At 41.0% G+C, this 25,788-nt stretch carries 21 protein-coding genes and 1 pseudogene; 6 read left to right on the forward strand and 16 right to left on the reverse strand.

Annotation, left to right across the window (positions count from 1 at the left end; all coding sequences use genetic code 11):
- The first annotated feature begins 7 nt into the window (after window positions 1-7).
- Window positions 8-1,273, forward strand: coding sequence for an ATP-dependent RNA helicase SrmB (srmB, locus tag AB6F11_RS10515; RefSeq protein WP_017059323.1), 1,266 nt, complete (start codon window positions 8-10; stop codon window positions 1,271-1,273).
- A gap of 115 nt (window positions 1,274-1,388) precedes the next feature.
- On the opposite strand, the gene yaaA is transcribed toward srmB, so the two are convergent.
- Both yaaA and AB6F11_RS10525 read right to left on the reverse strand, forming a co-directional pair.
- On the reverse strand, window positions 1,389-2,165 hold the full coding sequence (yaaA, locus tag AB6F11_RS10520) for a peroxide stress protein YaaA (RefSeq protein ID WP_017059322.1): 777 nt from the start codon (window positions 2,163-2,165) through the stop codon (window positions 1,389-1,391).
- A gap of 208 nt (window positions 2,166-2,373) precedes the next feature.
- The gene (locus AB6F11_RS10525) at window positions 2,374-3,801 is read right to left on the reverse strand and encodes a sodium:alanine symporter family protein (RefSeq protein WP_102394356.1); all 1,428 of its coding nucleotides are present in this window, start codon (window positions 3,799-3,801) and stop codon (window positions 2,374-2,376) included.
- A gap of 709 nt (window positions 3,802-4,510) precedes the next feature.
- Between AB6F11_RS10525 and AB6F11_RS10530 the strand changes: the two genes are divergently transcribed.
- The gene (locus AB6F11_RS10530; protein WP_017059319.1) at window positions 4,511-4,699 is read left to right on the forward strand and encodes a DUF3545 family protein; all 189 of its coding nucleotides are present in this window, start codon (window positions 4,511-4,513) and stop codon (window positions 4,697-4,699) included.
- 151 nt (window positions 4,700-4,850) lie between these two features.
- On the opposite strand, the gene AB6F11_RS10535 is transcribed toward AB6F11_RS10530, so the two are convergent.
- The 3 genes from AB6F11_RS10535 to nfo form a co-directional block, all read right to left on the reverse strand.
- Complete coding sequence (locus AB6F11_RS10535; RefSeq protein ID WP_017070073.1) at window positions 4,851-5,402, reverse strand: hemerythrin domain-containing protein; 552 nt, start codon at window positions 5,400-5,402, stop codon at window positions 4,851-4,853.
- Between the two features lie 86 nt (window positions 5,403-5,488).
- The gene (gene ung, locus AB6F11_RS10540) at window positions 5,489-6,169 is read right to left on the reverse strand and encodes a uracil-DNA glycosylase (protein WP_017059317.1); all 681 of its coding nucleotides are present in this window, start codon (window positions 6,167-6,169) and stop codon (window positions 5,489-5,491) included.
- A 397-nt stretch (window positions 6,170-6,566) separates the two neighbouring features.
- Window positions 6,567-7,475 (reverse strand): deoxyribonuclease IV, encoded by a 909-nt coding sequence (gene nfo, locus AB6F11_RS10545; RefSeq protein ID WP_102319761.1) that lies wholly within the window; start codon window positions 7,473-7,475, stop codon window positions 6,567-6,569.
- Between the two features lie 326 nt (window positions 7,476-7,801).
- On the opposite strand from nfo, the pseudogene AB6F11_RS10550 reads away from it, so the two are divergent.
- The 3 genes and pseudogenes from AB6F11_RS10550 to AB6F11_RS10560 form a co-directional block, all read left to right on the forward strand.
- Window positions 7,802-8,014: pseudogene (locus AB6F11_RS10550) on the forward strand (autonomous glycyl radical cofactor GrcA); the annotation flags it as partial.
- 190 nt (window positions 8,015-8,204) lie between these two features.
- Window positions 8,205-8,582: an autonomous glycyl radical cofactor GrcA gene (gene grcA, locus AB6F11_RS10555; protein ID WP_104216215.1), complete on the forward strand. Its 378-nt coding sequence runs from the start codon at window positions 8,205-8,207 to the stop codon at window positions 8,580-8,582.
- A gap of 309 nt (window positions 8,583-8,891) precedes the next feature.
- Complete coding sequence (locus tag AB6F11_RS10560) at window positions 8,892-9,140, forward strand: plasmid replication protein RepB (RefSeq protein WP_104216214.1); 249 nt, start codon at window positions 8,892-8,894, stop codon at window positions 9,138-9,140.
- On the opposite strand, the gene AB6F11_RS10565 is transcribed toward AB6F11_RS10560, so the two are convergent.
- The 8 genes from AB6F11_RS10565 to AB6F11_RS10600 form a co-directional block, all read right to left on the reverse strand.
- The gene (locus AB6F11_RS10565) at window positions 9,133-9,621 is read right to left on the reverse strand and encodes a hypothetical protein (protein WP_104216213.1); all 489 of its coding nucleotides are present in this window, start codon (window positions 9,619-9,621) and stop codon (window positions 9,133-9,135) included. The genes AB6F11_RS10560 and AB6F11_RS10565 overlap by 8 nt on opposite strands.
- 8 nt (window positions 9,622-9,629) lie before the next feature.
- On the reverse strand, window positions 9,630-11,798 hold the full coding sequence (locus AB6F11_RS10570; RefSeq protein WP_104216212.1) for a site-specific integrase: 2,169 nt from the start codon (window positions 11,796-11,798) through the stop codon (window positions 9,630-9,632).
- A gap of 17 nt (window positions 11,799-11,815) precedes the next feature.
- Entirely contained in the window at window positions 11,816-14,245 is a 2,430-nt protein-coding gene (locus AB6F11_RS10575) for a hypothetical protein (protein WP_104216211.1), read from the reverse strand.
- Window positions 14,232-15,584, reverse strand: coding sequence for a site-specific integrase (locus AB6F11_RS10580; protein ID WP_136999106.1), 1,353 nt, complete (start codon window positions 15,582-15,584; stop codon window positions 14,232-14,234). The genes AB6F11_RS10575 and AB6F11_RS10580 overlap by 14 nt, the downstream gene beginning before the upstream one ends.
- Window positions 15,585-16,483: 899 nt before the next feature.
- On the reverse strand, window positions 16,484-17,209 hold the full coding sequence (qatD, locus tag AB6F11_RS10585) for a Qat anti-phage system TatD family nuclease QatD (RefSeq protein WP_104216209.1): 726 nt from the start codon (window positions 17,207-17,209) through the stop codon (window positions 16,484-16,486).
- Entirely contained in the window at window positions 17,209-18,540 is a 1,332-nt protein-coding gene (qatC, locus tag AB6F11_RS10590) for a Qat anti-phage system QueC-like protein QatC (protein ID WP_104216208.1), read from the reverse strand. Before qatC ends, qatD begins: the two co-directional genes overlap by 1 nt.
- The gene (locus AB6F11_RS10595; RefSeq protein ID WP_104216207.1) at window positions 18,533-19,375 is read right to left on the reverse strand and encodes a hypothetical protein; all 843 of its coding nucleotides are present in this window, start codon (window positions 19,373-19,375) and stop codon (window positions 18,533-18,535) included. Before AB6F11_RS10595 ends, qatC begins: the two co-directional genes overlap by 8 nt.
- On the reverse strand, window positions 19,375-21,138 hold the full coding sequence (locus AB6F11_RS10600) for a P-loop NTPase fold protein (protein ID WP_104216206.1): 1,764 nt from the start codon (window positions 21,136-21,138) through the stop codon (window positions 19,375-19,377). The genes AB6F11_RS10595 and AB6F11_RS10600 overlap by 1 nt, the downstream gene beginning before the upstream one ends.
- 679 nt (window positions 21,139-21,817) lie before the next feature.
- Here AB6F11_RS10600 and AB6F11_RS10605 point away from each other — a divergent pair.
- On the forward strand, window positions 21,818-22,957 hold the full coding sequence (locus AB6F11_RS10605; RefSeq protein WP_104216205.1) for a hypothetical protein: 1,140 nt from the start codon (window positions 21,818-21,820) through the stop codon (window positions 22,955-22,957).
- 763 nt (window positions 22,958-23,720) lie between these two features.
- On the opposite strand, the gene AB6F11_RS10610 is transcribed toward AB6F11_RS10605, so the two are convergent.
- Genes AB6F11_RS10610 through AB6F11_RS10620 form a run of 3 tightly spaced genes read right to left on the reverse strand, consistent with a single transcriptional unit; the run spans window position 23,721 to window position 25,500 of the window.
- Window positions 23,721-24,632 carry an AbiJ-NTD4 domain-containing protein gene (locus AB6F11_RS10610; RefSeq protein WP_104216228.1) on the reverse strand — a complete coding sequence of 304 codons (912 nt, stop codon included), beginning with the start codon at window positions 24,630-24,632 and terminating at the stop codon, window positions 23,721-23,723.
- Between the two features lie 27 nt (window positions 24,633-24,659).
- Complete coding sequence (locus AB6F11_RS10615) at window positions 24,660-25,184, reverse strand: hypothetical protein (protein ID WP_104216229.1); 525 nt, start codon at window positions 25,182-25,184, stop codon at window positions 24,660-24,662.
- Window positions 25,185-25,209: 25 nt separating this feature from the next.
- Window positions 25,210-25,500: a hypothetical protein gene (locus tag AB6F11_RS10620; protein WP_104216230.1), complete on the reverse strand. Its 291-nt coding sequence runs from the start codon at window positions 25,498-25,500 to the stop codon at window positions 25,210-25,212.
- Window positions 25,501-25,788 lie beyond the last annotated feature (288 nt).

Below are 25,788 nucleotides of genomic sequence, written 5' to 3' on the forward strand. Positions count from 1 at the left end.
AACAACAGTGATCAGAACCTTTGCAGAACTCGATCTAAACCAAGAGCTGCTTAAAGCAATTGACGAAATGGGCTACGAACGTCCAACACAGATACAAGCTGAAGCAATCCCACAAGCGTTAGATGGAAGAGACGTTTTGGCTTCTGCGCCAACAGGTACTGGTAAAACAGCATCATTTGTATTGCCAGCACTGCAATACCTACTGGATTTCCCACGTAAGAAATCTGGCCCTGCACGTATGCTTATCCTGACGCCAACGCGTGAGCTAGCAATGCAGATCACCGAACAAGCACGTGAGCTTGCTAAATACACCAGCCTAAATATCTTCACGATCACAGGCGGTGTGATGTACCAAGAGCACGCAGATATCTTAAGTACCACTCAAGATATCGTAGTAGCAACACCTGGCCGTTTGATGGAATACATTGAAGGCGAGCGTTTTGACTGTCGTGCGATTGAATGGCTGGTTCTAGATGAAGCCGACCGCATGCTAGACATGGGCTTTGGTCCTGTTGTTGACCGTCTGTCTGCAGAGTGTCGCTGGCGTAAACAAACTTTACTGTTCTCAGCAACGCTAGAAGGTAAAGGCATTGAAGGCTTCACTGAAGATCTACTGAAAAACCCAGCGGAGATCGATGCGAAATCATCACTTCGTGAGCGTAAGAAGATCACTCAGTGGTACCACCGTGCAGACACGGCAGAGCACAAGCTAAACATCCTAAAGCACGTCATCACAGAGCAAGCTGAGCGCAGCATCGTATTCTTGAAGACGCGTGATCGTCTAGGTGATCTACGAGCTCAACTTGAAAGCGCGCAAATCCCATGTGCGTGGATCCAAGGTGAAATGCCTCAAGATCGTCGTAACAACGCGATTGCTCGTTTCCGTGACGGCTCTGTAAACGTACTACTAGCGACTGACGTTGCTGCTCGTGGTATCGACCTTCCAGACGTAAGCCACGTAATCAACTACGACATGCCACGTACTGCTGACGTATACCTACACCGTATTGGCCGTACGGCTCGTGCTGGTAAAAAAGGTAACGCGGTTTCTATCATTGAAGCGCACGATCAACTAATGATTGAGCGTGTGGCTCGTTACACAGACGAACCAATCAAAGAACGCTTTATTGAAGGCATGCGCCCTACGCATAAGAAAGCGGCCGTGACTAAGAAGAAGAAGCCGAAGAAAGAAGATAAGAAAGCGGTAGAGAAACAAAAAATCGCGAAGAAGAAAAAAATCGCGAAGAAAAAGAAAGCAGCAAAGAAGAAGTAATCTACCAGCTTCAACGATTCAATAAAAAAGCCCCATGCAGTTCGCTGCATGGGGCTTTTCTCTATCTGGTCTGTTATCAGGCTAAAACCGAGAGCTACTCGTTAGCCAAGGACTACTAGTTTTGCTCTTCGCGCTTAAAGACAAGCTCTTTCGCGTTCGACTCTTCTTCAACGAAGTAGTAGCCCGCCGTATCAAACTGGGTCAGCGCCTCAACCGAGTCGATCTTGTTCTCGATGATGTAGCGAGCCATCATGCCACGCGCTTTCTTCGCGTAGAAACTGATCACCTTGTACTGACCGTTCTTGCAGTCTTTGAATACAGGGGTAATCACTTGGCCATCCAAGTTCTTCGGCTTCACGGCTTTAAAGTATTCGTTAGACGCCAAGTTGATCAACACATTGTCGCCTTGAGCATTCAACGCTTCATTCAGCTTGTCTGTGATGATGTTGCCCCAGAACTGGTACAAGTTAGTACCACGAGCATTGGCTAAGCGTGTACCCATCTCTAGGCGGTATGGCTGCATCAAATCTAATGGCTTAAGCAAGCCATATAACCCAGAAAGCATGCGCAGGTGGTCTTGTGCGTAGTCAAAATCTTCATCCGATAGCGTTTCAGCGTCTAGGCCAGTGTATACATCGCCTTTAAAGGCTAGGATTGCTTGGCGTGCGTTGTCTTGGGTAAAGGTCTCGCTCCACTGCTCAAAGCGCGCTACGTTCAACCCTGCGATTTTATCGCTGACTTTCATCAGTGCAGAAATATCTACTGGCGTCAGTTTGCGGCACTCTTCAATCAGCTCAGCAGAGTGTTCAACAAACTCAGGCTGACTAAAGCGTTCCGTCGCTAATGGTGATTCGTAATCAAGTGTTTTGGCTGGAGAAACGACAACTAACATAACTTTACCCTAATCGGTTATCTAACTGGATGCTGCTAGAGTATAGAAAAAACATCAACTTGTCTTTATGACTGTTCCTATTACTTCGATAGGGAGAATGAGCTTCGATAGACAGAATGAGACAAATGACAGGCAAACAAAAAGGCTAAGGTCGAAACCTTAGCCTTTCTAATCACTTTAGGATGAGCCGTTTATCGCTCCAACAAGATTACTTCTTGTTGTTGTCCCAAATACCGTCTTCCAGCTGAGACTTAAGCTCTGGGAAGTCATTCGAATCGAATGCTGGTACTTTACCCGCGTCTAGTTGGCGGTTGTAGTCTTTCGCTAGCTTAATCACGATACCTGATAGCAGGATAATCGCCACCAAGTTAACAATCGCCATTAGGCCCATCGATACGTCAGCCAGTGCCCATACCGTTGGTAACGTCGCTAGAGAACCGAACATAACCATACCCAGAACAACGATACGGAACAGCACTAGGCCCTTCTTGTTGTTGTGCTCAAGGAAGATAAGGTTCGTTTCAGCGTACGAGTAGTTTGCAATGATTGAAGTGAAAGCGAAGAAGAAAATCGCTACCGCTACAAAAATGCCGCCCCATTCGCCCACTTGTGCTGTTAGTGCACGTTGCGTTAGTTCGATACCCGTTACTTCACCGTGTGGTACATACTCACCAGACATCAGGATGATTGCGACTGTTGCTGAACAGATAACAATGGTATCCATGAACACGCCTAGCATTTGCACGTAACCTTGTGATGCTGGGTGCGGTGGGTAAGGCGTAGCAGAAGCTGCTGCGTTTGGCGCAGAACCCATACCCGCTTCGTTCGAGAACAAACCACGTTTGATGCCGTTAATCATCGCTTGTGCGATTGCGTAACCTAGGCCACCCGCTGCTGCTTCTTGCAGACCGAATGCACTCTTGAAGATAAGAGCCAGTACTTCAGGCACTTTCTCGATGTTCGCGAACATCACGTACATAGCGATCGCTAGGTAAGCCAATGCCATGATTGGAACGATGATTTCTGCTGTGCGTGCAATCTTACGGATACCACCGAAGATAACGAACGCAGAGATGATTACGATACCAACACCAACGTAGCTACGCTCAAGGTCGAATGCCGTATTCATTGCGCTTGCAATCGCGTTCGCTTGAACCGCGTTGAATACAAGACCAAATGCAATGATGAGGAAGATAGAGAATAGAACCCCCATCCAACGCATGCCTAGGCCTTTCTCCATGTAGTATGCAGGGCCGCCGCGGTAGTTACCGTCGTTATCACGCGTTTTGTATAGCTGTGCCAGTGTGCTTTCTGCAAACGATGTTGCCATACCTAGCATTGCGATTAGCCACATCCAGAAGATAGCACCAGGGCCACCAGCGGTTAGTGCTACAGCAACACCTGCCATGTTACCCGTACCTACACGAGCAGCGAGACTAGTACAAAGAGCTTGGAAAGAAGAGATACCAGCACTGTCTGCTTTACGGCTGTTTCTAAGAACAGAGAACATGTGGCCGAAATGGCGGAATTGAATGAAGCCTAGTCGTACAGTGAAGTAGATACCCACACCAACCAGTAAGTAAACTAAGATAGATCCCCAAAGGAGATCGTTCATCAAATTGATTAAGTCTGTCACGTGAACCTCGTAATTGAGTTTAAGCACCGATCATGCTTCCTAGCCTTCCTCTTAATCGCCTATGCCTCTGTCAATGTTGTGTCGGCACTCTTGTTATATTCTTGCGGCGATTGAGACTGTAAATGTCGCTTCATGCATCCATTTTACGTATCAGTGTATTTTTTGACGGGCGGATAATGCAGCGAGACGGCCTAAAAATCAATATGCAAATACACTTATATTAAAATGACATTTCACTAATAACACACCTTTTGTTAACACAACTTTCAACAATGCAGCCCAATAAAAGTCACATTATCGGGACATAATATCAACAACAGCCACGGCACTACCCCAACAAGAACACCATCCTATAAAAATGACGTCAGCCTAGGTTTTACAAGGTATAGTGAAGATCTTCGTTTTTTTCTAGGCCAATGAGATCCCTATACCGCACGGTACCATGTGCACTTCAATGCATTGTAGTCAAAACGCTATTCCATTCGCACAATGAATTAACATTCAATAACCCCCAATTTAATCGTTTACTTAGGTTTGTTTGCCTGTTTTTTATACATAATAATTCTCACAATGTGTGAGCATGCATAAGAAAATAGAACAAAAGCTTCATGGATTTGAAACAAATGAGAAACAAATCAAAGTTATTGTGAACCTAAATATGATATTTATTGGTTCGTAAGAACTAGTCCCACGGAAGGAGATATGGCTTATGGATAGCTTTCAATTCGATGAAGTATCAGAACTAGAAATGCCTCGTGTAACTCAAAAATCACGCTCGAAACCACTCAAGCGTAAGTGGCGTGAAATCGAAGCCATCAACGATCGTAGGCAGCTTGAGAAAGAGCTGAGAGAGATGAACCTGGGTCTTGATTTTAGCCTTGACGATATAAAACTTTAATCAGCACGATAAGAAATCAGATAGCAAAAGGCACCTATATAGGTGCCTTTTTTATTTTTTGAGGTAGTTAATCCGCTCAAAGCGCCATTTGGAAACCAACCCTCTAATATAGAGGATACCTAAAATAGGTGCACCTCAACATTACAACGGGCTAAACACACTCTTGTTCATTTTGTCGAACCCGAGCCGCGAGTTGGCGATATTGATCGGCGATGGTCTCTCCAAAAACAGGGTCATCTTCCGGTTGAAGCCATTGAGACTCCACTTCTTGCCAATCTTTCACCGTGAACGCCTCAACAATCATGGGTAGCACATGCTTCTCTTCATATTCCATGTGCTTTCGCTGAGCCTTAACAAACGCTTCAAGCTGCTCAATAAAGACTTGCTGAGGAACCACCGCATCTTGAAGGATCATATCGACCAAACCTAAAAAGTCCGCCGTTTTCTCAGAAAGCAATTGATGCTCTAACTCCAAGTCTTCAATCGCTTGCTCGCTGCCATATTGCTTAAGATAGTAGCGATAAATGACGTCTTCTTTAGGGTGATGCACTTTGTCTGAATGGTTCATAAGGTAATGAACCACCTCTGCGATCAGGCTATAGTTTATTTCTCGCTCCTGTTTCAGAAACTCTAACTTACTGTTGAGTATCGCGAGTAAACGAGCCATATAGCCATGCTCTCGTCTTATCCTTTCAATCATCATAGTATTGCACTCCATTACACCTACTATTTATAAGTGTATACGAATATGCTGATTTATGATTTGACCCTGCTCAGAAAACCACCAACCTACACTTCTGTTGGTAAACGCCAGTCAATAGGTTGTTGATCCATAGAAGAAAGCAGCTTGTTGGTTGTAGAGAAATGCTGACAACCGAAGAATCCACGGCGTGCCGATAATGGCGATGGGTGAGGTGCAACCAACACATGATGCTTGTCGTCATCAATCGCTTGACCTTTCTTCTGGGCGTGTGCGCCCCACAACAAAAAGATGATCGGTTCAGAGCGCTGATTGAGCTCAGCAATAATGGCATCGGTAAAGGTTTCCCAGCCACACTTAGCATGTGAGTGTGCTTTTGCCTCTTCGACTGTAAGGACTGTGTTCAACATCAACACCCCTTGCGATGCCCAAGAATCGAGATAACCATGACTAGGAATCTCAAAGCCCTCTATATCTTGTGCAAGCTCTTTGTACATATTGCGTAGAGAAGGTGGGATTTTCACACCAGGAAGCACTGAGAATGCTAAGCCGTGAGCTTGGTTAGCACCGTGATAAGGATCTTGCCCTAAGATAACCACTCGCACGGATTCGAAAGGCGTCATATCAAAGGCACTGAACACCTGTTCTTGTGGCGGGTAGACGGTTTTACCACTATTACGTTGCTGTTCAACAAACGCGAGGACACTCTGAAAGTACTCTTTATCACGTTCATCATTAATAATGGATTCCCAAGTCTTTGGTGCGGTCATCGTTTTACTTCCCAATCATCAAGGTTTCTAGCGGCTTTCGCCAGACAAAAAAATAGCTGTATCGGCTAACTGTCCTAAATAAGGCTCTAGTTATACCTCATACAGCTATCAATAAACATGATGTGTAGGGTTCACTTGTTGATGAATCATAATAATCAGTTCAAGTTGTGCTTATCTCGATTAACCACTTTTCTGCTGTGTACGATGGTGGCCGTGGTTATGCACGTGACGGTTTGGTGTAGGTAAACGGCGTGCGACAGCAATAGTTGAAGTTTGGGTGATTGAATACATAAAGGCACCTCCTCTAAGACATCGTGAACTACATATTCACTTTAATACTATGAAAGAAAGGTGCCAATTTTTAGAAATAGACGGAAATAAATTTCCCCCTCTATTATTACGCTTGTTCGCTCGCTAGCGTTGCTGAGCGATGAAACATTCTAAGTTGTTGAATTTCCTCTTTCCAGATCGTCGAATCAATGGTTTCCAAGATAAGAGGGATACCATTAAAGCGAGAATCAGAGGCAATATACTCAAAACAATCCCAGCCAATTTCGCCTTTTCCTAAAGAATGGTGTCGATCGACTCGGCTCGCGAACTCAGCTTTTGAATCATTGATGTGCATTGCTCTTAGATAGTGCATACCCACGATGCGGTCGAACTCAGCAAAAGTATGCTCACACGCCTCTTTTGTACGTAAGTCATAGCCAGCAGTAAACGTATGGCAGGTGTCTAAGCACACACCCACACGTGACTTATCTTCTACCTGCTCGATAATCTCGGCTAGATGTTCAAACTTCCAACCCAGATTAGTGCCCTGCCCAGACGTATTCTCGATCACTGCGATTACGTCAGGTACCGCTTGATGAGCTAGGTTTATCGATTCAGCGATCTTCGCCAAACATTCGCTTTCTGAGATTTTCTTTAAATGACTCCCAGGATGAAAATTCAAAAGCGTTAGTCCAAGTTGATTACAACGCTCCATTTCATCAATAAAAGCCGCGCGTGATTTCTCTAGCTTCTCTTCTTCTGGCGCTCCTAGGTTAATCAGGTAGGAGTCATGAGGAAGAATGTGCTCAGCACCGTAGCCCAACATTTTGCAATTGGCTTTAAAGGCACTAATGGTTTTCGCTTCTAGTGGTTTTGCCGCCCACTGTCTCTGGTTCTTGGTAAACAGTGCAAACGCATTGGCACCTATTTCACGTGCACGCATAGGCGCCTGATCAACTCCACCAGCAGCCGAGACATGAGCGCCAATAAACTTAATATTTGTTTCCGGTTTTGAGGATGAATTATTGTTTGTCATTAAATCACTTTACACTTTCAGAATGCTTAATAAATAAAGGGTCGTATCGGTTGTAGTTCAATAAAAACACAACAAATGTAGTAAACTTACAACAAATATGACTGTTAAATATTTTTTATACTTTAAAATATTTTGTAATTACTTTGTTTTCAAAGGTTTTATTGATTTACCTCAATATAATCACCTTTGTGAAAATATGGTTTTTGGTTGTTTTTTGACTTGAATCAATGTTAACCTTACTAATATTAGGTATATATTACCCAGCTCAATAAAAATCGAAAGTTAACACCATAATCAAACCACATTCAGTGGACTAGGAGATAGTTATGATCCAAGGTATTCAAATTACTAAAGCAGCAAACGATGACCTACTAAACTCAATCTGGCTACTAGATAGCGAGAAGAATGAAGCTCGTTGTGTTGTTGCTACTGCAGGTTTCGAAGCTGACCAAGTTATCTCAGCTGCAGACCTAGGCGAGTACGAAAGCCGTGAAGTTGCAATCGAAGCAGCACCACGCATCGAAGGTGGTCAACATCTTTAATATTGGAAAGCCTAACTACTAAAAAGTATGACTTAATCGCATCAAGCCCTTTATCAGCAATGGATTTGATAGTCATAAAGAGAGAAAAATCTCATATTTTTTATTAGTCATGTTTTTTTAAGAAGTCAGCACTTAGAGTCATGCTTTAAGTCATAAAAATCAAATCAAAAATTAAAAGGAAATCCATATGATCCAAGGTATCCAAATCACTAAAGCAGCTAACGATTCTCTACTTAACTCAATCTGGTTGCTAGATACAGAAAAGAACGAAGCACGTTGTGTTGTTGCAGTTGAAGGCTACGAAGCAGACCAAGTAGTTCCATCAGCAGATCTAGGCGAATACGAGTCTCGTGACGTTGCTATTGAAGTCCCAGCGAAGATCGAAGGCGGCCAGCATTTGAACGTGAACGTCTTAAAACGTGAGACTTTAGAAGATGCAGTAGCTAACCCTGAGAACTACCCTCAGCTAACAATCCGTGTATCGGGTTACGCTGTTCGCTTCAACTCTCTAACTCAAGAACAACAACGTGACGTTATCGCACGTACTTTCACAGAGTCTCTATAAGAGCTAAGTACAATAAATGATAAAGGCGCAATTAGCGCCTTTTTCTATTGATCGATTTTGCTAACACCATTACCAAACAACTTATTTAATCCACACCAATTTAATATGCACTCCTACATACATTGAAACCTACTACCTTCTTCTGTCCAGTCGCTTAAATCCACATCAATTCCCAATCTTGATACTTCGTTATAGATAAACGACACCGAAATCAAATTTAGCTTTTGATGACTCACAACTCTGTATTGATGAATTCCAATCTTTGTCGTATTATAGTGATATTCATTGAATTATTTGGATGCACTCGATATGCAACAAGCTGAGCTAGAAATCAGATTTCAAGCAGGTGAATTAACCAAAGCCATTGTAGTTCCAGAAGCATTTGGCACAGATTGGAATCTAATGCTACAAGGGAAGAACAAGTCAACACAATACACCGTTACTCCACAACGTGGAGATGATGCTAGAAAATTCAAAACCATTGATGCAGCAGCGAAAGTTGCACGCAAAATTGGCTTTATTGAAGTGTCAGTAAAGTTTCCAGAGCTAGTTAGATAGGCGCTACACGCCTATATTCATTTATATTCGTTACTTCTCCGTTCAAAGAGGAGTCATCAAGTGACTTTATTGCCTCCTCTCTTTCATTGATCGGTATTTTAAAGAACAAAGCTGTTACTGTTTGATGATACTCAGACTGATACTCTTTTAGGGTCTGTTTTGCTTGCTCTGCATCCTTTTTATCACGGGCACTCTCGGCTTTTAGCTCTCCATTTAAAGCCTTCAGTTTATCAACCTTTTTAGTCAAGCTCGCTACATCATCACTATGATTCTTGTTAGGGCTAGGGTTCTCTATCAACTTAACAATATCAGGGTGATGACGAAGAGCGCCAACAGATAGTCCAGCTTCCTTTTCGACATTTGACTTGTTTAGTTTTACAACATTTTTCTTTTTCAGATCTTTATGCGTGTAGGTCTGCTCTTTAATTCTAGAGATTGCATCGAGTAGTGCCTTACGAGAAGCATCCTTGTTACGAGCCATAGTTACCTCTATATGTTTTGTACAGGGATTAACTGAGAGACATCATCTGGTATCTCAAAGACTTCATGTGGGAAGTTTAGATCAGACATGATTTTCTCTGCCGAGCGTATGTCCATCACATACTTCGAAGCTGAACTGCCATTAAGCTCCCCCGATTCCTGTAAAATTAGTAGGTCTCTCATAGCCGTCATTCGTATAGATTCAGCCTCGCTTGCATCTTCAATAATATCCCAGCCACAATCAGTACATTCTGAAAGATCAATAGCAGCTCTCATTGCGCACTGCCTCTTTGTGCAGTACATACCCTTCCCAATCACATGGACATGCACCTTACCAGTTCTGATTTCCTCTTTCCAAAATCTAGGTAAAAGTTTTCTGCCATTAACGCCTTGGTCAAAAAAGTTAGCGTTATCAATAACTTCCTTCAAAAGATTTTTACCTAACCCTCCAGCCAAGCGCTCTTTGTTTGCTAACTTGTTATAGGTGCGAGACATTACTCTAGCTGAACGCTCCTCTCTTTCCTCTTTAATTTCACCAAAAATTTTCTTCAATGAGTGTGCATTTTTTGCGTACCAACGTGTCATAGCAATAGATATATGACCCAATTGTTGCTTTAACTGTGGGAAGTCCATTAACTCTAGACCAATCAGGTAGAACGCAAAACTTCTTCGGCATTGGTGGTTTGTATAAGGAAAACTATCACCAACTTCAAGGAGTCTGCTATGTTCTGGATTAGATGCCCTAAGGGCATCTAAATCATGAGAGTTCAAAACAAATGTATCTTTGTATAAACGCTTTATGGTCTCTCTAATTGTTTGTCCTAATCCGACCTTTTCAATAGGTCTTGGGTGGTACACCTCTGTTAAGGCTGCAAAGAAGGTACTGTTGGAACCTTCTTCAAAGCGCTTTCGATAAGGTCGATGGATAGCGTTGAGAACATGAAAAGCCCTAAAGCCTGTCCGATTTGTTATATAGACGTCATCGGCAGTCTGAGAATCTAGAGTCAACTTCTCCTGCTTTGTTGTAAGCGCATAAATAGTATTAATTCCTATTTTAATATGATCCCGAGCACCATACACGGGAGATATCCCAAAAAGCTCACCAATTCTCATACCACTTAATGCCATCACTAAAAATGCCGCATTGGAATTAAGAGCACGAAGATACTCTGAAAACTCAGACCTAACTCGAAAAGACTTCGAGCCAATTTTAACCTGAAAATCTTCCCAAATACCTCTAGCTTTAGAGCCATTCCAGTTTGCGCCAACACAACTTGCCCAAACATCCTCCCACAACGGCTCTTGCTCATTGTCAATGATTGGAATGCCTTCACTTTCAAACACCTCACGGATACTGTTAGCTTTAGAATCACTTGGAATGGCGCTTTCCAGTGACAACTCACCTCTTCTAACTTTTCTCATTAGTTCAGACTTTACTGAACTCGAATGAGTCAGGAAAACTTCAACTGCATTTTCAAGCTCTACTCTATTTTTGTATGCTTCACTGATTTCAGAAATAGCACAATTCACCATTTCAAAGTAAATCCTGAATGGGATAACAAAGTGTTGATCAGGCGGTAACACTGGCAAGCTAAAATGTTTCGGCTCCAACGATTTATTTATCTCAATCTGGATAGGCAATGACTCTTGGCACTGAACCAACCTGTTAATCGCAGATAAGACTTTATTCCCCTTAACGTTAATGTTCAGACCGCTCTCTTGAAGTCGAAATATGGTATCTTCATCGATATCAGAAAAGCTAGTAATCCCAATTTCTGTAGCATGTTTGGCTATTACTGTGAGCTTGCTAACCGTATCAACAATCGATGTATATGAATATTTACCGTAATCTGTCAGCAGCTCTACAGCAGCAAAGCACTTGATTTCATTGCGTATATTTCTTGGTAAAATATAACCATCAAAGCCTTTCCTTGTTGAGTGGTTAAATAGCAGGCGATTTGTTTGATAGCCGTCACCAATCTGGCTTAGATCCCATACATTTTGCTCAAACAGCACAGGAAATTCAGAATTACTAATTACCGCAAGTGATTCCAACTCATCCCAACTTCCACGTTCAATTGCTGGCAAAAGTACATCATCAACATGGTCGGTATCGATATCGTCAACAAACTCTTCAAAGCTAACCTTTGCGCCACTTGCTGCTTTAATAGTTTTCATAGTGCTCCCCAGTTAGTCTATGCATACAAAAAATAGCGACCATTCGCCTCTAGTAAAGCCTCAGCTTCTTTAAGAACATTTTCTGATATGTTTTGAGATACGATTTCTTCATATGACTCGATTCGATTATCCAACTCCTCATTTTCAGGATGAAGATCAGCAGTATCAATTAGTGACTCTATAAATGACAAAAGTTTATAGACCTGATTAGGTTCATCGACCAGTTTGGCATTGAGGCACTCATGGCATTTATCAAATTGGTAGCAATGGAGTTTTGATGAATCATCTATGACTCCCATTTTTTTTGCTGCTGCCTGAGCTAGCTTATCCTCTTGGCCTTCGAACTCTGGCTTACCATCACAACATGTGCCATTGGGATTACTAGGCTTGCCTCTTTTCTTGTATTCGTCAAAAGAGAGCACTTCAACCCTCCAAGTATCCCTAACCTTTTGCTTTGCCTCTTCAAGCTCCACACCTTTAATAACCAGCTCAATTACATCTAATGCTTGTGCAATAATCTCATTATTTAGCCCCTGATGACCGTTGGCATAATGTTCTTCGAACACTTTTTTAGAGTTCTGGAGGACAGTCATAGCTGTGAGTTCAGAACCATGTCGATACTCGTTATCCGCTACGGTTTTGCGGAATCGTGTAGAATTTAACGTGCAAAAGAAATGGCTAGGTGTAAGCCCTATCCTCGATAGAAAAGGAGCAGTAACGGGGTACGAGTTAAAGAAGCTAGTTTCACCGCTCCGTCCTTGTGGAAATAGATAAGACGCACCCTTGGTAGGCTCAATATTATAGTTTGAGCCATCAATACTTGATTTTGAAGTGTGCTGATTACCCTTTTTACGTTTTCTAAACAGAGGGTTTCTTGCTGTTGCCCAGTCTTCTATTTTCTTAACAACTGGCAAAAACACCTCATCAAGGTAAAAGGTAATCACAGCGTTCTGAGCATCTTCTGATTCTGAGCTTATCAATGCAGAAGTACATGTCACGGTGATCTTCCCATTCTCATCAGGTGCTGAATAAAACAGTGGCAATTGAGCATGTCTTAATGATTGAGCCGTGAAGCATTGCATGAACGCAACTGAAAGACGGAGCATCAATGAAGTATGTTGATTACTGGTAGGCTGGTAATACTCTTTAGACTTTGAAATACGCCGAACACCCTCATCATCAACAACCCTTTTTACCTGCTCAACATAACTGTGCTCACAAAGCGAATTAATGCTCTCCGCCAACCTTTCCGCTAACCCGACACGCTTATCCGCAAATAGCTCTAACTTTCGTGGAACGTTATCATTTTTAAAATCAGTTTTAAGTTCTGTAGGCAAACCTTCATTATCTAGCTGATATAGCAACAAGCCGTGCTCATCAGGGTTAAAAGTAGATGATAGCTTCAGCAGCATGTTCAGAAATGCAGCCCCTGTACGTTTATCTACTCGTGCAGAGACTTCCTCTAATTCAGATTCGCCAATAACCCCTGTAACTTCCTTCGCAGCTCGACCTTTAAAGCCTTTAATAATGGCGTATTTTGAAACTTTTCCTTCGGATTTTTCCTTTATGAATTCAATTGGTCTTCGAACAGATGTAACTACAGAGTCATTGAAGGCCGTATAATGGCAAAAGAGGTGATAACCAATTTCCATTGTAAAATTAAATACTGCATTGAGCGTCATACCTTCTAGAAACAGTAATTCCACATCAAGGGTTTGTTTTTTCGAGCTAAGTGTATTCTTAGCTATGCTATAGGCGATGTCTTTTGAATCATCTGAAAAACGCCCCAACTCTTGCTCTGCAATTAAGATAGGGGTAAGTAAGAAAAACTTGTCATGCAAGCGCCTGAGTGTAGTGTCATGTTCATTTTTACTGAAATTTTCTAGCGCCTTTTTAGGCTTCCCTGCGACTGAAAAGTCTTTTAAGCCTTTGTCCCAATCAAAAACATCTAAACCAATTTCAGAGAGGGCATACTTCAGAAGTCTCTTTTTACCAGCGGCAGTTTTTTCTGCAATGCCCTCTACCTGCCCGTCGTCGTACATGTAAGAGTGGCTATGCTGACGCTCTGCGGATTCAACCAACCTCCACATATACCCCTTTGCACCAAAATATGACTTCCATGATTCTTTAGAGAATGTTTCAAGTTGTTGCCTATCAGCGTGTCGAATCAATGATCGTAAGACATGGTATAATTGTTGCCCCGTACTGACTCTATCTAACTCAAAGTGCTGTTTTATTGTTCGTTTCAGCTTATCAACCAAGGTTAGTCTTACACCGCATTCAACCTTCAGTTGCTCAATGTCAGCAAATACATAGTCTAGGCATGTAAGGTCAATCTCCCTAGTAACACCTTGCTTTGTGTATTTTAAAACATCATTGTCATATGGAGATTCTTTTCTATTCTCAAGGTCAGAAACGTACAAATCCGAAATGTTACTTTTCGCCATCAGCAGCCTCCTGTGCTTCCTGATTCCGTCTCAACGCAGCTTCCTTGTTGAGCTTTAGGTCTTTTAAAAAATTGATATAAACCATAGTGTCTGTTGATTCGCTGTGTCCCATAAGGCTTTTCAGTTCGCTGAAAAAGAAGTCCAATGGCAAGTCCGAATCTCTCACTTTTTGCAGTAGAAAATCTGTTGCAAAAGTTGCTCGTAAATCATGGAACTTGTAGTACCAAGTTGTGTGAACAAGTCGAATTTCAGATCTCAGATCTGACCAAATTCCTTGAATTGTATTTGGGTGAATTGACCCTAGGAGAGTTCTATTACTGAGAAATAAGCGGGGCTCAAACTGGCTCCCCTCGGACAGCGTGCCTAACGAATCAACTATGCTTTGTCTACCTTCTGAAATCTTATAGTCATAGAGTAATGTCATTAGAGATGCTGGTATTTTAGTGACTCTTGAAAGGTCATTCTTAGTTTGGACACCATTTGATGTATTTAGCGCTAGTTCGCACTCGACCTCGCCTAAAGATGGTTGATAGATTGCCCCTTCGTTCAATGAGGCAACTTCTTTAATTCTAAGCCCTCCTTTGTAAGCCAACTCAATCATTAGTCGATTACGCACCGAAAACTCAACTCGATTTATATAAGTGTCGAGAACCTCTAATTCATACTCTGGTAATGGCTTCAGTTTCTTATGTGGTGGGACTTTTGCGGAGCGAGGGAACTTATTCATGACACTAGTTGTTTGAACCACAATCTCATAATTTCTTTTTGTGTGGCTCAACATATCTACATTCTTGTTAGATTTACGAGGTATTCGCTTCAGTGTGAATTCAAACGGTTTTACTTTATCAGACCAAACTAGTACACCTTCTCGATTCATCCATTTGTAAAAATCGACAACAAATCGCATGTACGTCTTCGCTGTAGACAAGGCGAGCTTTAACCCTGCTTCATGATCACCGATAACACACCGAACAAGAAAATCAGCAAATTCACACCCAACACCATCAGAAGGATCTGCAAATACATCCCTGTAAGACTTATCTGTTAAATCAAGCCATCGAGTAAACATCAGCAGGGCTTGGGCACGAGTAGCAATAGACTGGGTCTTACGAGCGTAGACTGTTAGATAGAGGTTTTGTGGGTATACCAATTTACCTAGAGAAGTAACGATCTGAGGAAGTTTGTTTTCTTTTTTCTTAGAGCGAGATGGAGCATAAGGCTCAATCTCACCTTCACCATTAACTCTAACTTTTAATTCTGGGTATAAATCACAGTTAAGAGTAGTGAGAGCATAGGAATAATATCCTTTACTATCGGCCCCCTCATTTCTATTAATCAAAAGTTGTTTACCACAGGAGTGGGAAAGTCATTGACCAATGGCAGCGGTAAAAAGGTTGTACTACACCAGCTTGAATTTTGGATAAGGGGGGCTTGAATATTAATCACTCGAAAACTCATTAGATATGAAATTACAACCAACATATCATAAAGCAGCTTCAGCAGCAATATTTCCAATTGTACAGCACACAAAGACCACCGGTCAAGTGTTTTATTGCGTAAACATCAAACTAGAGCGTAATCGACTAAAGAAAGCTACTTACTCACTTACAATAGAGTAGGACAAAGGTATGGCGTAAGCCCATTAACAAAATAAAACAACCACCGAATGGTGGCTGTTTTATTGGCTACAACAGCCCGCTCACTAACAAACATTGTAAATATTTAAAGAGGTCTATCTTCTTTGTTGTATTGGCGTAAGACCGATTTAACGTGATATCTCACTGCAACCAATACACTAACACTTAGGGTTAAACATAAACCAAAATTAGCATTAACAAATTCAATCATGTGTGAAGCTTCCTTATGGTGCATTTCACTACTATACATAGTTAGCCATTTACCACAATGTTGATGAGGATAGCTCAAGATAAACGGATGAATTGGAGTTAAACTCAGAGATAATCAAGCAGTCCAATCCTAAATAAATAAGTAACTCAATCCTAAATAAATAAGTAACTGTGGTTGATAGTTTGTTGGCACTGTAGATTTGGATCTTGTTGATAAGAAAGAACTTGGCTACGAGGATGCGTCCTAACATCACATATCTACCGGAAATACAAACTCGCTTTTGTCCCAAAGCATGGCGGCATAACACGCCTCTGAACATAAACGAGTTTGAGTCAGCTACCACATTGCGTCTTCGGATAAGCTGAATTAAGTAAAACCAAGTAAGCGAGCCTAACTAACAAGGCCTTTCAAATTAGCTTTGAGTATATCTCTTACTTCATCAGGAGAAATACCCCACAACTCTGCCATATACGGAATAACACTGGCCGCATCGGATGGATATAGAATTTTTCCTTTCACCTTGGCAAATGGACCATCTGTTTCCAATAAAATTCGATCTCTTGGTAGCCAAGAAATGACATTCTTCGCTCTTATCGAGAACAACATGGCTGGTCCTATAGAAAAATAACAACCAAGATCGATTGCTTTCAATACTTGTCTTTTTGTTGCAAGAAACCAATGAAGAATAGGAGTGCCCGCTTTGGGGTGCTCTCTTAAGCATTCTAAAACTGCGTCAACTGCATTTAGGCTATGAATAGTTAATATCTTATCTTTTTGAGATTCACATTTTTGAAGAATATGATTAAAAACAATCAACTGGTCGTCAAAATGTTCTTTATAGCCCTTTGAACCATCAAGTCCAATCTCTCCAATATACCGTGTTTCTTCTATCAATGTATCAAACAGGGCAAGCTCGTTTTTTCTCTGATGAGCTAACTGGGGATGCAATCCAAGTGCCGTCCGACAGTTTTTAATATCACGCGTTAAATTAACAGTACCTTTGAAAGCCGAAGGTACTGTCGTAACGGATAATAGATAGCAACCAGTATCACTGATGTCTTTTAAAACCATGTCATAATCGGGGTAAAGATCGACATGACAATGCATATCCATCATTATATTTTATTCGTCTCAAGAAACGTTTCCACTTCTTTGAGTCCACGTCTAATTGTAGACTCTAATTTTTCTCTTGTAGTTTGTTCATTCGGTAACGAGCCACTTTGTCTAATCCATCCCTTGTAGTCTTGAGATTTATTAAGCCTAATAATTGCAGTCTGCACCGCATGCAAATCATCTCTAGTATCTTTATCGTTATGAACAAATTTTAAGTTCTTACTAACGTATGGTGCATCTTGTTTGAACCCCGCATGATGGACAGATGAACGTCTAATTAAGCAAGGAACACAATGACCACACTGCATATGTTTTCGATGCCAATGACTACAGGACACGCTCAACGGAATGGCCTTAGCAATTGCAACTTGATCAACACATTCCTCTAACATTTCACCCTTTGTTTGAAATTGGTATGGGTTAACAAATGTCACGTTAAATCCAGCATCTTTTAAGAGTTCTTCAAGACGATTCAAGAAATATGGGTGAGTAGTCCGTGTACTGTGGCTACCAATTCGTCGCCTTGTGAGTGGAGGGTTGATTGAAATATACCCATTCTCGGGAACAATAATTGTAGAAATACTACTATCTTCGTTAGCATTTCTCAGAGCAGAAATCCCCAACACAGCCATAGCTAAAAAGTTAAAGCTTCTTCCACGCATCGTGACATCAGTTTTACCTTTCAATCCAGCCATTAAACTAGGTGAAATGCTATAAGAAAGCTCACCATACTTAGACTTTAAAAGCCTCTTGATGTTCTCTTGTTTAACACCATCTCCACGGTAAGCATGACTAAGCAAAAGCGGTTTATAATTGGATTTACCATTTAGTATATCTATTGCGCCAACAGCACTATCTAACCCACCAGAGAAAAGACAAACTGAGTTTAGTCCTTTGAAGCTATTCAACCTTGCTTTTGATTTGTTACTAACAATAGGTTTAGGCACCTCAAGCAAAGTTTTCGTAAACGTAAACTTCCACTGGTCACCAGTTAAGAAGCTCAAGATAGAACTAAGACGCTCCGATAAATTTCCCCATAATTTTTCGTTAATAACCGGAATATGCAAGTGCATAACCCTTGACCACGCATCTGCCGCATTACCTCGAAGTTCAAATGTCTCAGCAGCAGTAACGGCACTAGCTATGGTTATCAAATCTAAAGCATCCGCATCAATACTAACCCCAAGCTCACGTACTTTCTTTAGTAAGCTACCCGAAGCTCTACTGTGCTTAGAGCTATCGTGTGGGTGCGTACCGAAGAGTTGCACTGGGTGGCAAGTCTCGGAATACTCGGGAAGCAAAGAAGGATTATGGTTAAAGTAGAAATTAATCATTAAAAGACTCCCATTCATCTACAGTCTGCGATATCGCGTCAATTTGAATTTTAGTGATATTAGCCTGCGATAAATGCCCTCCATTATCACTCGTGATCTTTTCTACTTTAGATTGAGTTATCACTTTTATTAGATCCCTTAATTCTTCTTCCATTTTGTGATGTTTACTAGCGTGTTCAGCATGGAACCAAGCCTTGCCCATTCCATCAACAACATCCTGAAAAATCAGATCAGTTAAATAGCAAGATATAGCTTCTGTTACCACATCATCTGTAAACATGGACTCATCAAACTTTTCTTCATCAGGCAATACTTCCGCTAATGCAAAATCTATTGCTAAACGCACAGATTCAGCATCACCGTTATCAGGTGTTAGATGATCGCTAATACGATCTATAGCTTGGTCAGTAGTTAATCCATTTAACTCAGATAGAGAAAGGGTTCTATCGTTATACTTAACGCTGTCACCTTGCATCATCCCCAATAGACCGGAGCCAGCAGTGATACCGCTCGCTAGCCTGCGGCTCACTCCAGAACCTCCACCGGAGCTTCTAGAGTATTTCTTAAGAGAGCCTCTCAAATTAGAGCTGTCACTTCCTGACTTTGCGTAATCCCCAAATGCCCTTCTTGCCCCTGTCAGTCGATTTGGTGACGGAATATTAGGAACTGAGCCCGGAATCTGCTCTTGTACTTTTCCATTATCAACTTCCTGTGGTGGTACGCTAACGTCAGCTCCATTATCAGAACCAACTTCCACTGAACCGCCTTGCTCTGCCCATGGTGGTAACAACGGGCTCTTATTATTAGGTCCGGTACTTGATGCTGAAGTTCCCATTATTTAGTTGCCTCTAGTTCTTTAATCAATGATTCTAGCCATCGTTTCTTGGGAGCTTTCTTCACGAAAGCTAAAAAATTAGCCTTACACCTATCATCATGTGCTGCCAATTGCCTTGCTCCATATATTCCGGAGGTTTTTAGGCCCCATTCTTCAACTTTACGCAACTCTTCGATGAGGCTATCCATCACAGATATGTACTCTTCACTAGCTGTAAGTTCAATCAGTTCAGAGCTCGCTTTACTGGATCTAGTTTTCTGTTTCAACAATCCTTCGAGCATTTTTTGTGCTGCGCCTGACATGACGCTATTAACAGAGCCCATCGGGATATTTTGTCTACTCAAGTATGCTGCCGCTGTTAGATCTACACCTGTAAACAAAGGTTTTAATCGAGCCCATTTTTCTAGGAAATGAACTTCTTTCTTCCATTCATCAGGTAGCCTTTCGATATCAAACTCTTTATCTGTTCGTTCGAGTTCTTCAATGAGTTCTGGTTTACCACTCTCTGAATCAATGAGCTCATACAGCCTATTTGTTGCTTGAATACCCATGCAGCGTTCAAAAATTACTAGCTTAGTTATTGTTCGCTCATCTAGCTGCATACCTCTACGATGTGCAGTTTTTTTCCTCATCTTAACTTGATTAAGTAAGCGCTTTACGATTCTTGGGTTGCCGTTTATGTTCGCAGACTCTGCCAATATTGGAGCCATCTGTTCTGCTATCTTAAACTCTTCTCTAAGCTCAGCGTCATCAAGCTCACACCTTTCGAGTAAATCATCTACCGAAATCTGTCCCTGTTTCCAAGAAAACCTGAGTGATTCTTCCAACCCTAGCCTCAAGCGGTCGAACTCTTTTATTGGGATACCTCTGTCTTGGGCAATTAGCATTATCAGATAGGCTCTAACCTCAGCAAAACCGGGCTTTGGAACATGTACAGGGATTTGAATCAGTTTATCTAGATAGTCAGTTTGGTGACGTACAGAAGCTCCCTTATGGAAATGAGGAATTGCCAAGCGAATCATGTCAGGGTCAGCCGCAACAACAAATGCAGTATTTGGCATGAACAAAAACAATCTAATTGCTTCTAGTGTGGATATCGTATTCTCAGGTAAACATCTATCTAAGTTATCAACATAAACAATTACAGGTTTATCAAAAGCCTTTAGCAACGATATATAGGATTTTCTAAACTCTCTAATTTCTTTTGGAGGAGAGAATTTCTTCTTAGCTTTTACAAGTCCTTTAGCCTTTTTACCAACCTGACCTATTGCTTTAGCATCTTTCTGAGCTGCTTCGAAATCCAAATCATCATCTTCATCAAAGGCATCTCCAGCCCAACCAAAAAAGTTCTGAATTGCACCGAATGTCGGCATTCCAGAAATAGCAGCAGCACCTTCAGCCATAAGCCCCATAAACCTTACTTTGTCGATGCGCTTAGCAAAATCAAGTGCCTTTTCAAGTAGCTTTTCATCCTCAGCGGCAGCTTCAACCAATTGTGCTGCTATAGTCTCCAACAGTGCAGCTTTTGCATCGTCGTATCCTTGAAATGTCCATGCATCAAAATGAATCTGGATGTACTCTTGTTCTTCCTTCTCAAGCGCTTTAGCGGTCAACTCTAAAATTGTTGACTTACCAGCACCCCAATCACCAAATACGCCAATAGATATTGGCATTAACTCTTTCTCTGTAATGAGATCTTTGATTGATTCAGCAATCTCATTGAAATTTAAAAAATCGATCTTAGATTCTTTATCTGACCACATGTTTATGTCCTGACAGTACTAATAACAACCGCGTCAGTATTGACTCAGCTGACTGATCCTCAAGTTAAATAAGATTCTATTGAAGGCGTTACTTCTCTGATATCACAAGTAAAAACAAATATGTGCTTTGTTTCTTAATAATTTTATCATTCTAATCTGTGAATTTAGCAATTCAAAGATAATAAAACTCAGTTTGTGAGGTAAGAGTATGAGTCAGAGACTTGCCAGATCAGTTTGACAAGAGGCTATGAGAAATTGTGCACCAGCGGCTGAACAAATAGGAAGTAACTCCTTTAACAAATTGGAAAGCAACTTGCTGACTAAATTATTCTAGTGAAGGTTTACTGCTAAAAAAACACGTTTGGGGGCATTTTCGAGCTAAAAAATGCCAAATGTTAAAATTCAGATTGTGACGTTTTTGGACAGAAATCATTTAAATTCGATCGCCTAAATACCAACCACGACATTAGTTTATGTATGCTAACTTGCGACACCCAACACCACCTTAAGTACGAAAGAGTTTCGCAATCTACAGTCTCTAGCCACACCTTTAATTCCACCTAAATATCTGTGATAATTACAAAAATCTAGTTTTACTAAGGCTTGGGGAAAGTCCCAAAATAAATTGCTCACCTACCAATTTGGGGCCTTGTAATTTGAGTAAAGGTACGAAGACAGTATGGATAAGGACACAAACTTTTTTACGGCATCGCAAATAGCTAGGTCTATTTCGATTCCATTCGCTGATATAGAAGAGATGCTAGACCCCTACATATACTTCAAAGGCCTAATTTTTAAAGGTGACAAAATCAGTTATGTTGACGGTTATTTTATAGTCCACAAAACTGAAGTCGTTGGTCCCAAATTTACCCTAGAGGAAATCGAAAGTGGCTATGCGATCTGTGATCCGGATATGCCAGTTTTTAATTTCGTAGTTGAGGTTAAAGGCACAAAATACAGCAATAACGAGGAATTAATTGGGAATGTTTACCTACTAAAAACTAAGACCGAGGTAGAAGATGAAGCGTTATTCTCATATGAACAGCTTTGCAAAATAGCATCAGAAATTGGATACCCTAAGCCAATCGAAAAACTTCAACTTCTCGCAAAAGACCATGCTTATGATGTGAAGGTTATCAACCAAAAAAGTAACTTTACTTTAAGTGCCGCCGCAAAAATAGCTGCGAATATTGAACCTATGGCATCAATAGAAATGCCATCACAGAGGTACTCATACAATCACTACCTTGAACTATTAAGCGACTGTATAAAAGGAACAAATCAACATGGATTTAAATTGCATACAGTAGAGCTTTGGACATCATGTAATGATGAGTTCGGTGAAAGGTATTCTAAAAATTACAAGAATGGAACGTTACTAAAACAGCGAGCAGTATTGGATTACGAGCTTACAATAATCTCAAAGCAAGAATTTTTAAGATGGTCTGAATATCAAAGATTAGATATTGGTTTGGATTATCAACCTGAAAGCATAAGCAAGTCAGTTGAATTACTAGAGATGAGACTTTCTGAATCAGAAGAGGAAATTTCACGATTAAGAGATTTACTCATTAATGAAGATTCGATGACTCCAGAAACCACAAATAACTCATACCCGCCTGAATTACAAATAGCTATTGATGCTTATGAAGAGCTATGTTTAAACGAAGCTACTCCTCCAACAAACAAAGTAATACAACACTGGCTGAAAGCAGAAAGCAAACAGAGAGGAATCACCCACAAGGATGGTTCTGATCAAGTTCAGGGATTGAGCCAAGTAAAGCTAGAGCGAATAGCTTCAATGATCAAATCTAGGTAGGAGAAAAACTAGGGGTAACCTAGGTAACCCCTAGCCTTTTAACAGGTAACCCCACTTGCCTAACCTCCCCTCTAATAAGTTTTAATTTACCTAAATCGACCCACAACCGGCAAAGGTAACTTATGATTGATTTGATAAAGGTTTTAGCCGATCTACCTACAGAAAACCTTCTGCTAATAACACTGATAATTTATATTCTCAGTGAACGGAAGAACTCATAGAACTGTAACCGTTGAGTCGTAAGAATCAACATATACGCAACGTAAAGTAGTAGCCTCTGTATTGGGGATAAATGGTTAAAAGGATTGCTAGATTCGTTATTTATGTATTAGCTCACGTATTGAAAATTTTCACTCACAAGAAGTTCGGCTTTTGATTGACTGCAATCAACTGATTTATATAATGTGCAAATCAGTGCAGTCAGGTTGCCATCACCATTGCGACTGCTCGTAAACAAAATAGATGGCAAAGTCTGAACTCCTCTTCCTGACTCTTCATGAGACTGAGAGGAACGTATTTGAGGAGTAGCCTATGGTGAAACGAGATAATGCGGGTTCAGCATCCTTACCAAAGCTCATCACTGCTTTTGGGGGATTGTTTGTAATTTTGGTTGCAAGCTTTGAACCCGTTACAGCTTTTGTGTGTGCATTGAGTGCGACAGGATTTCTGTCACGCTTATAGGGTTGGTAAGGTAAACCCGCTCGCTAGCTCAACAGCTAGCGGGTAGCCCTCTCCTTACTATACTTACTTAGACTGCCCTGATTTACTCTAGATTTTTAGCCAGCAACAACATTAAACTTGCAAGTCGATGAAAGAGATATTCAATATGACTGCTATCAGTAAGTTTAATCTGGCTTATCTCTGAGTGACGAATGAAGAATGCGTTTCCTATATTTGTCAAAGCCTTAGCTTCTGCTTCTAGTTCTGCTCGAAAATCAGGGTCAGATGAACAGTTGTCTAGTAAGGTGGCCAATGATTGCTTTTTTCTTTTCTCTGGTTCAGCGACTGTCTTTATGCGTTCAAAAGCGTCCCAAAGCTCTTTTAAAGCTTCATACCTAACTCGTACGTCAGTATTACAAATTTTTCTATTTGCATGCTCAAGTAGGTCATTTAGCTCCTGCTCAGATGTTTTCGGGGCTTGTTGAATAACAGAACTTAGAGCCCCACTCATAACCCTTTTAATTTGGCCGTCAGCTAGTAGCTCATAAGCCAAACCATTTCGAGTGAAAATGGTATTAACCTTCTCTAAGAAATCGGCTCGTCCAGTTGTACGATCAAACGAATCTATATGGTGATGCCTATAGTACGAATGATAACTTCCTTGTGTAGGCTTAGATACATTTGCGTAGCAAAACTGTACTAAATCTAGTGCGTCCAAATAGTTAGGAACAAACGGGACTTTTTTATGCGACCAACCATCAGGATTTTCGTCTTTTTCTGTAACAAGTGGGTATTCAATTCCCAATATTTCAGCTTTTAGAGCAAAGGTAAACCCTGTCTCATCAGTACCACAGCACCCTTGTCCATCAAGGCAAAGCTCTGGAAAATTTTCTCCAAAATATCCCGTATTGATTAGCTTTTGAATTAAAGCAACGAGCCCACACCAAACATTGTGCGGGATCTCATTGTTTGTTCGAGGCGTAGTACCTCTTTCTTGATCACTAAAGTACTTCATAATTGCCTCAATTTAGTTGACGCCTTGTTAGCTTTCATTTTTCGATTGATCAATTAGATCATTTCTCCACTCTGAAACTAAGTCGGAAAGTGTTTTATAACCATATTCTGAGTCAATTAACCCCTGAAATTCATTTATCAGAAATTCACAGTCCATTGAGAATGCTGTTAGAACACGTGTAGTGTAATTATCAGGCCAAGTATCGCTCCACTCATCTCGGTGCTTGAAATAATTGGCAGTACAATTAACCATCTCTATTAGAGAATAACCCTGAACTTTTACACGGTGATTTTGATATGCTTTTTCTTTGGTCAATTTATTGAGCCCTAAGCTGACTCGGATTTCGTTAATATCTCGTAAGCTACTGATGCAGTAAGCTTGAGCTGAAACAAGCAAAGAGCCGTAAAGAACTTCACCGTATTCGTTCATCCACACCCCATCGAACCAAGGTTCAGTGCGGTTCCTCTCAAACAACTTTGCGATACCTGCTTGGATCGTTTCCTCTACATCGATTAATGGGCCAAGGCCATAGTCAACCTCAAAAATATTCATATTGCTCCTGAATGCTAACGCCTTGTTAGATACTCTGGCTCAGTCCGATGTTACGCCTCAACACAGAACCAGACTTTATAAGGCTTTTCTTGGAAAGTAACTTAGGATGTAGTTGGTCTTCCAAATAGTCTGTAGGTAAACCCGTGTCTTCACGAACAACCCAAGAAGCATATGGTCGCTTTTCACCTAAAAACTGCTGTCCAACAGAGCGAGGTAATACTCCCAACACCTCAGCAACAGCGCCATAAGTAGCACGCACTTCAATTTCATTTAGGTAATCCAGTATTTTCAATACTACTTCTTCTTTTTCACTCATAATGCTTGCCTATATTTATGATTTTTTCGACTCTAAATCATTGTATATATTTCAAGAGTACTTGCTGTTTTTGGAGTGTTTTAACGCAAATGCCTAACAGCTCAATATGTCGATGTTGGATGTTTATCACATCCTTTTCCCCCCAAGCATACCTAAATACTGGATTGAATATACGAAGGTTTTTGTGTTTGTTCTGTGTGCCATGTTGAAACATTAGCATAGATAGGGATAAATCAAGCTAGCAGTTTTCTTATTGAAAAAGGTCTAACAAGCTTTGGGGGGAAAGTG

The sequence above is a fragment of the Vibrio sp. 10N.247.311.14 genome, from assembly GCF_041467715.1.
Classification (GTDB): Bacteria; Pseudomonadota; Gammaproteobacteria; order Enterobacterales; family Vibrionaceae; genus Vibrio; species Vibrio crassostreae_C.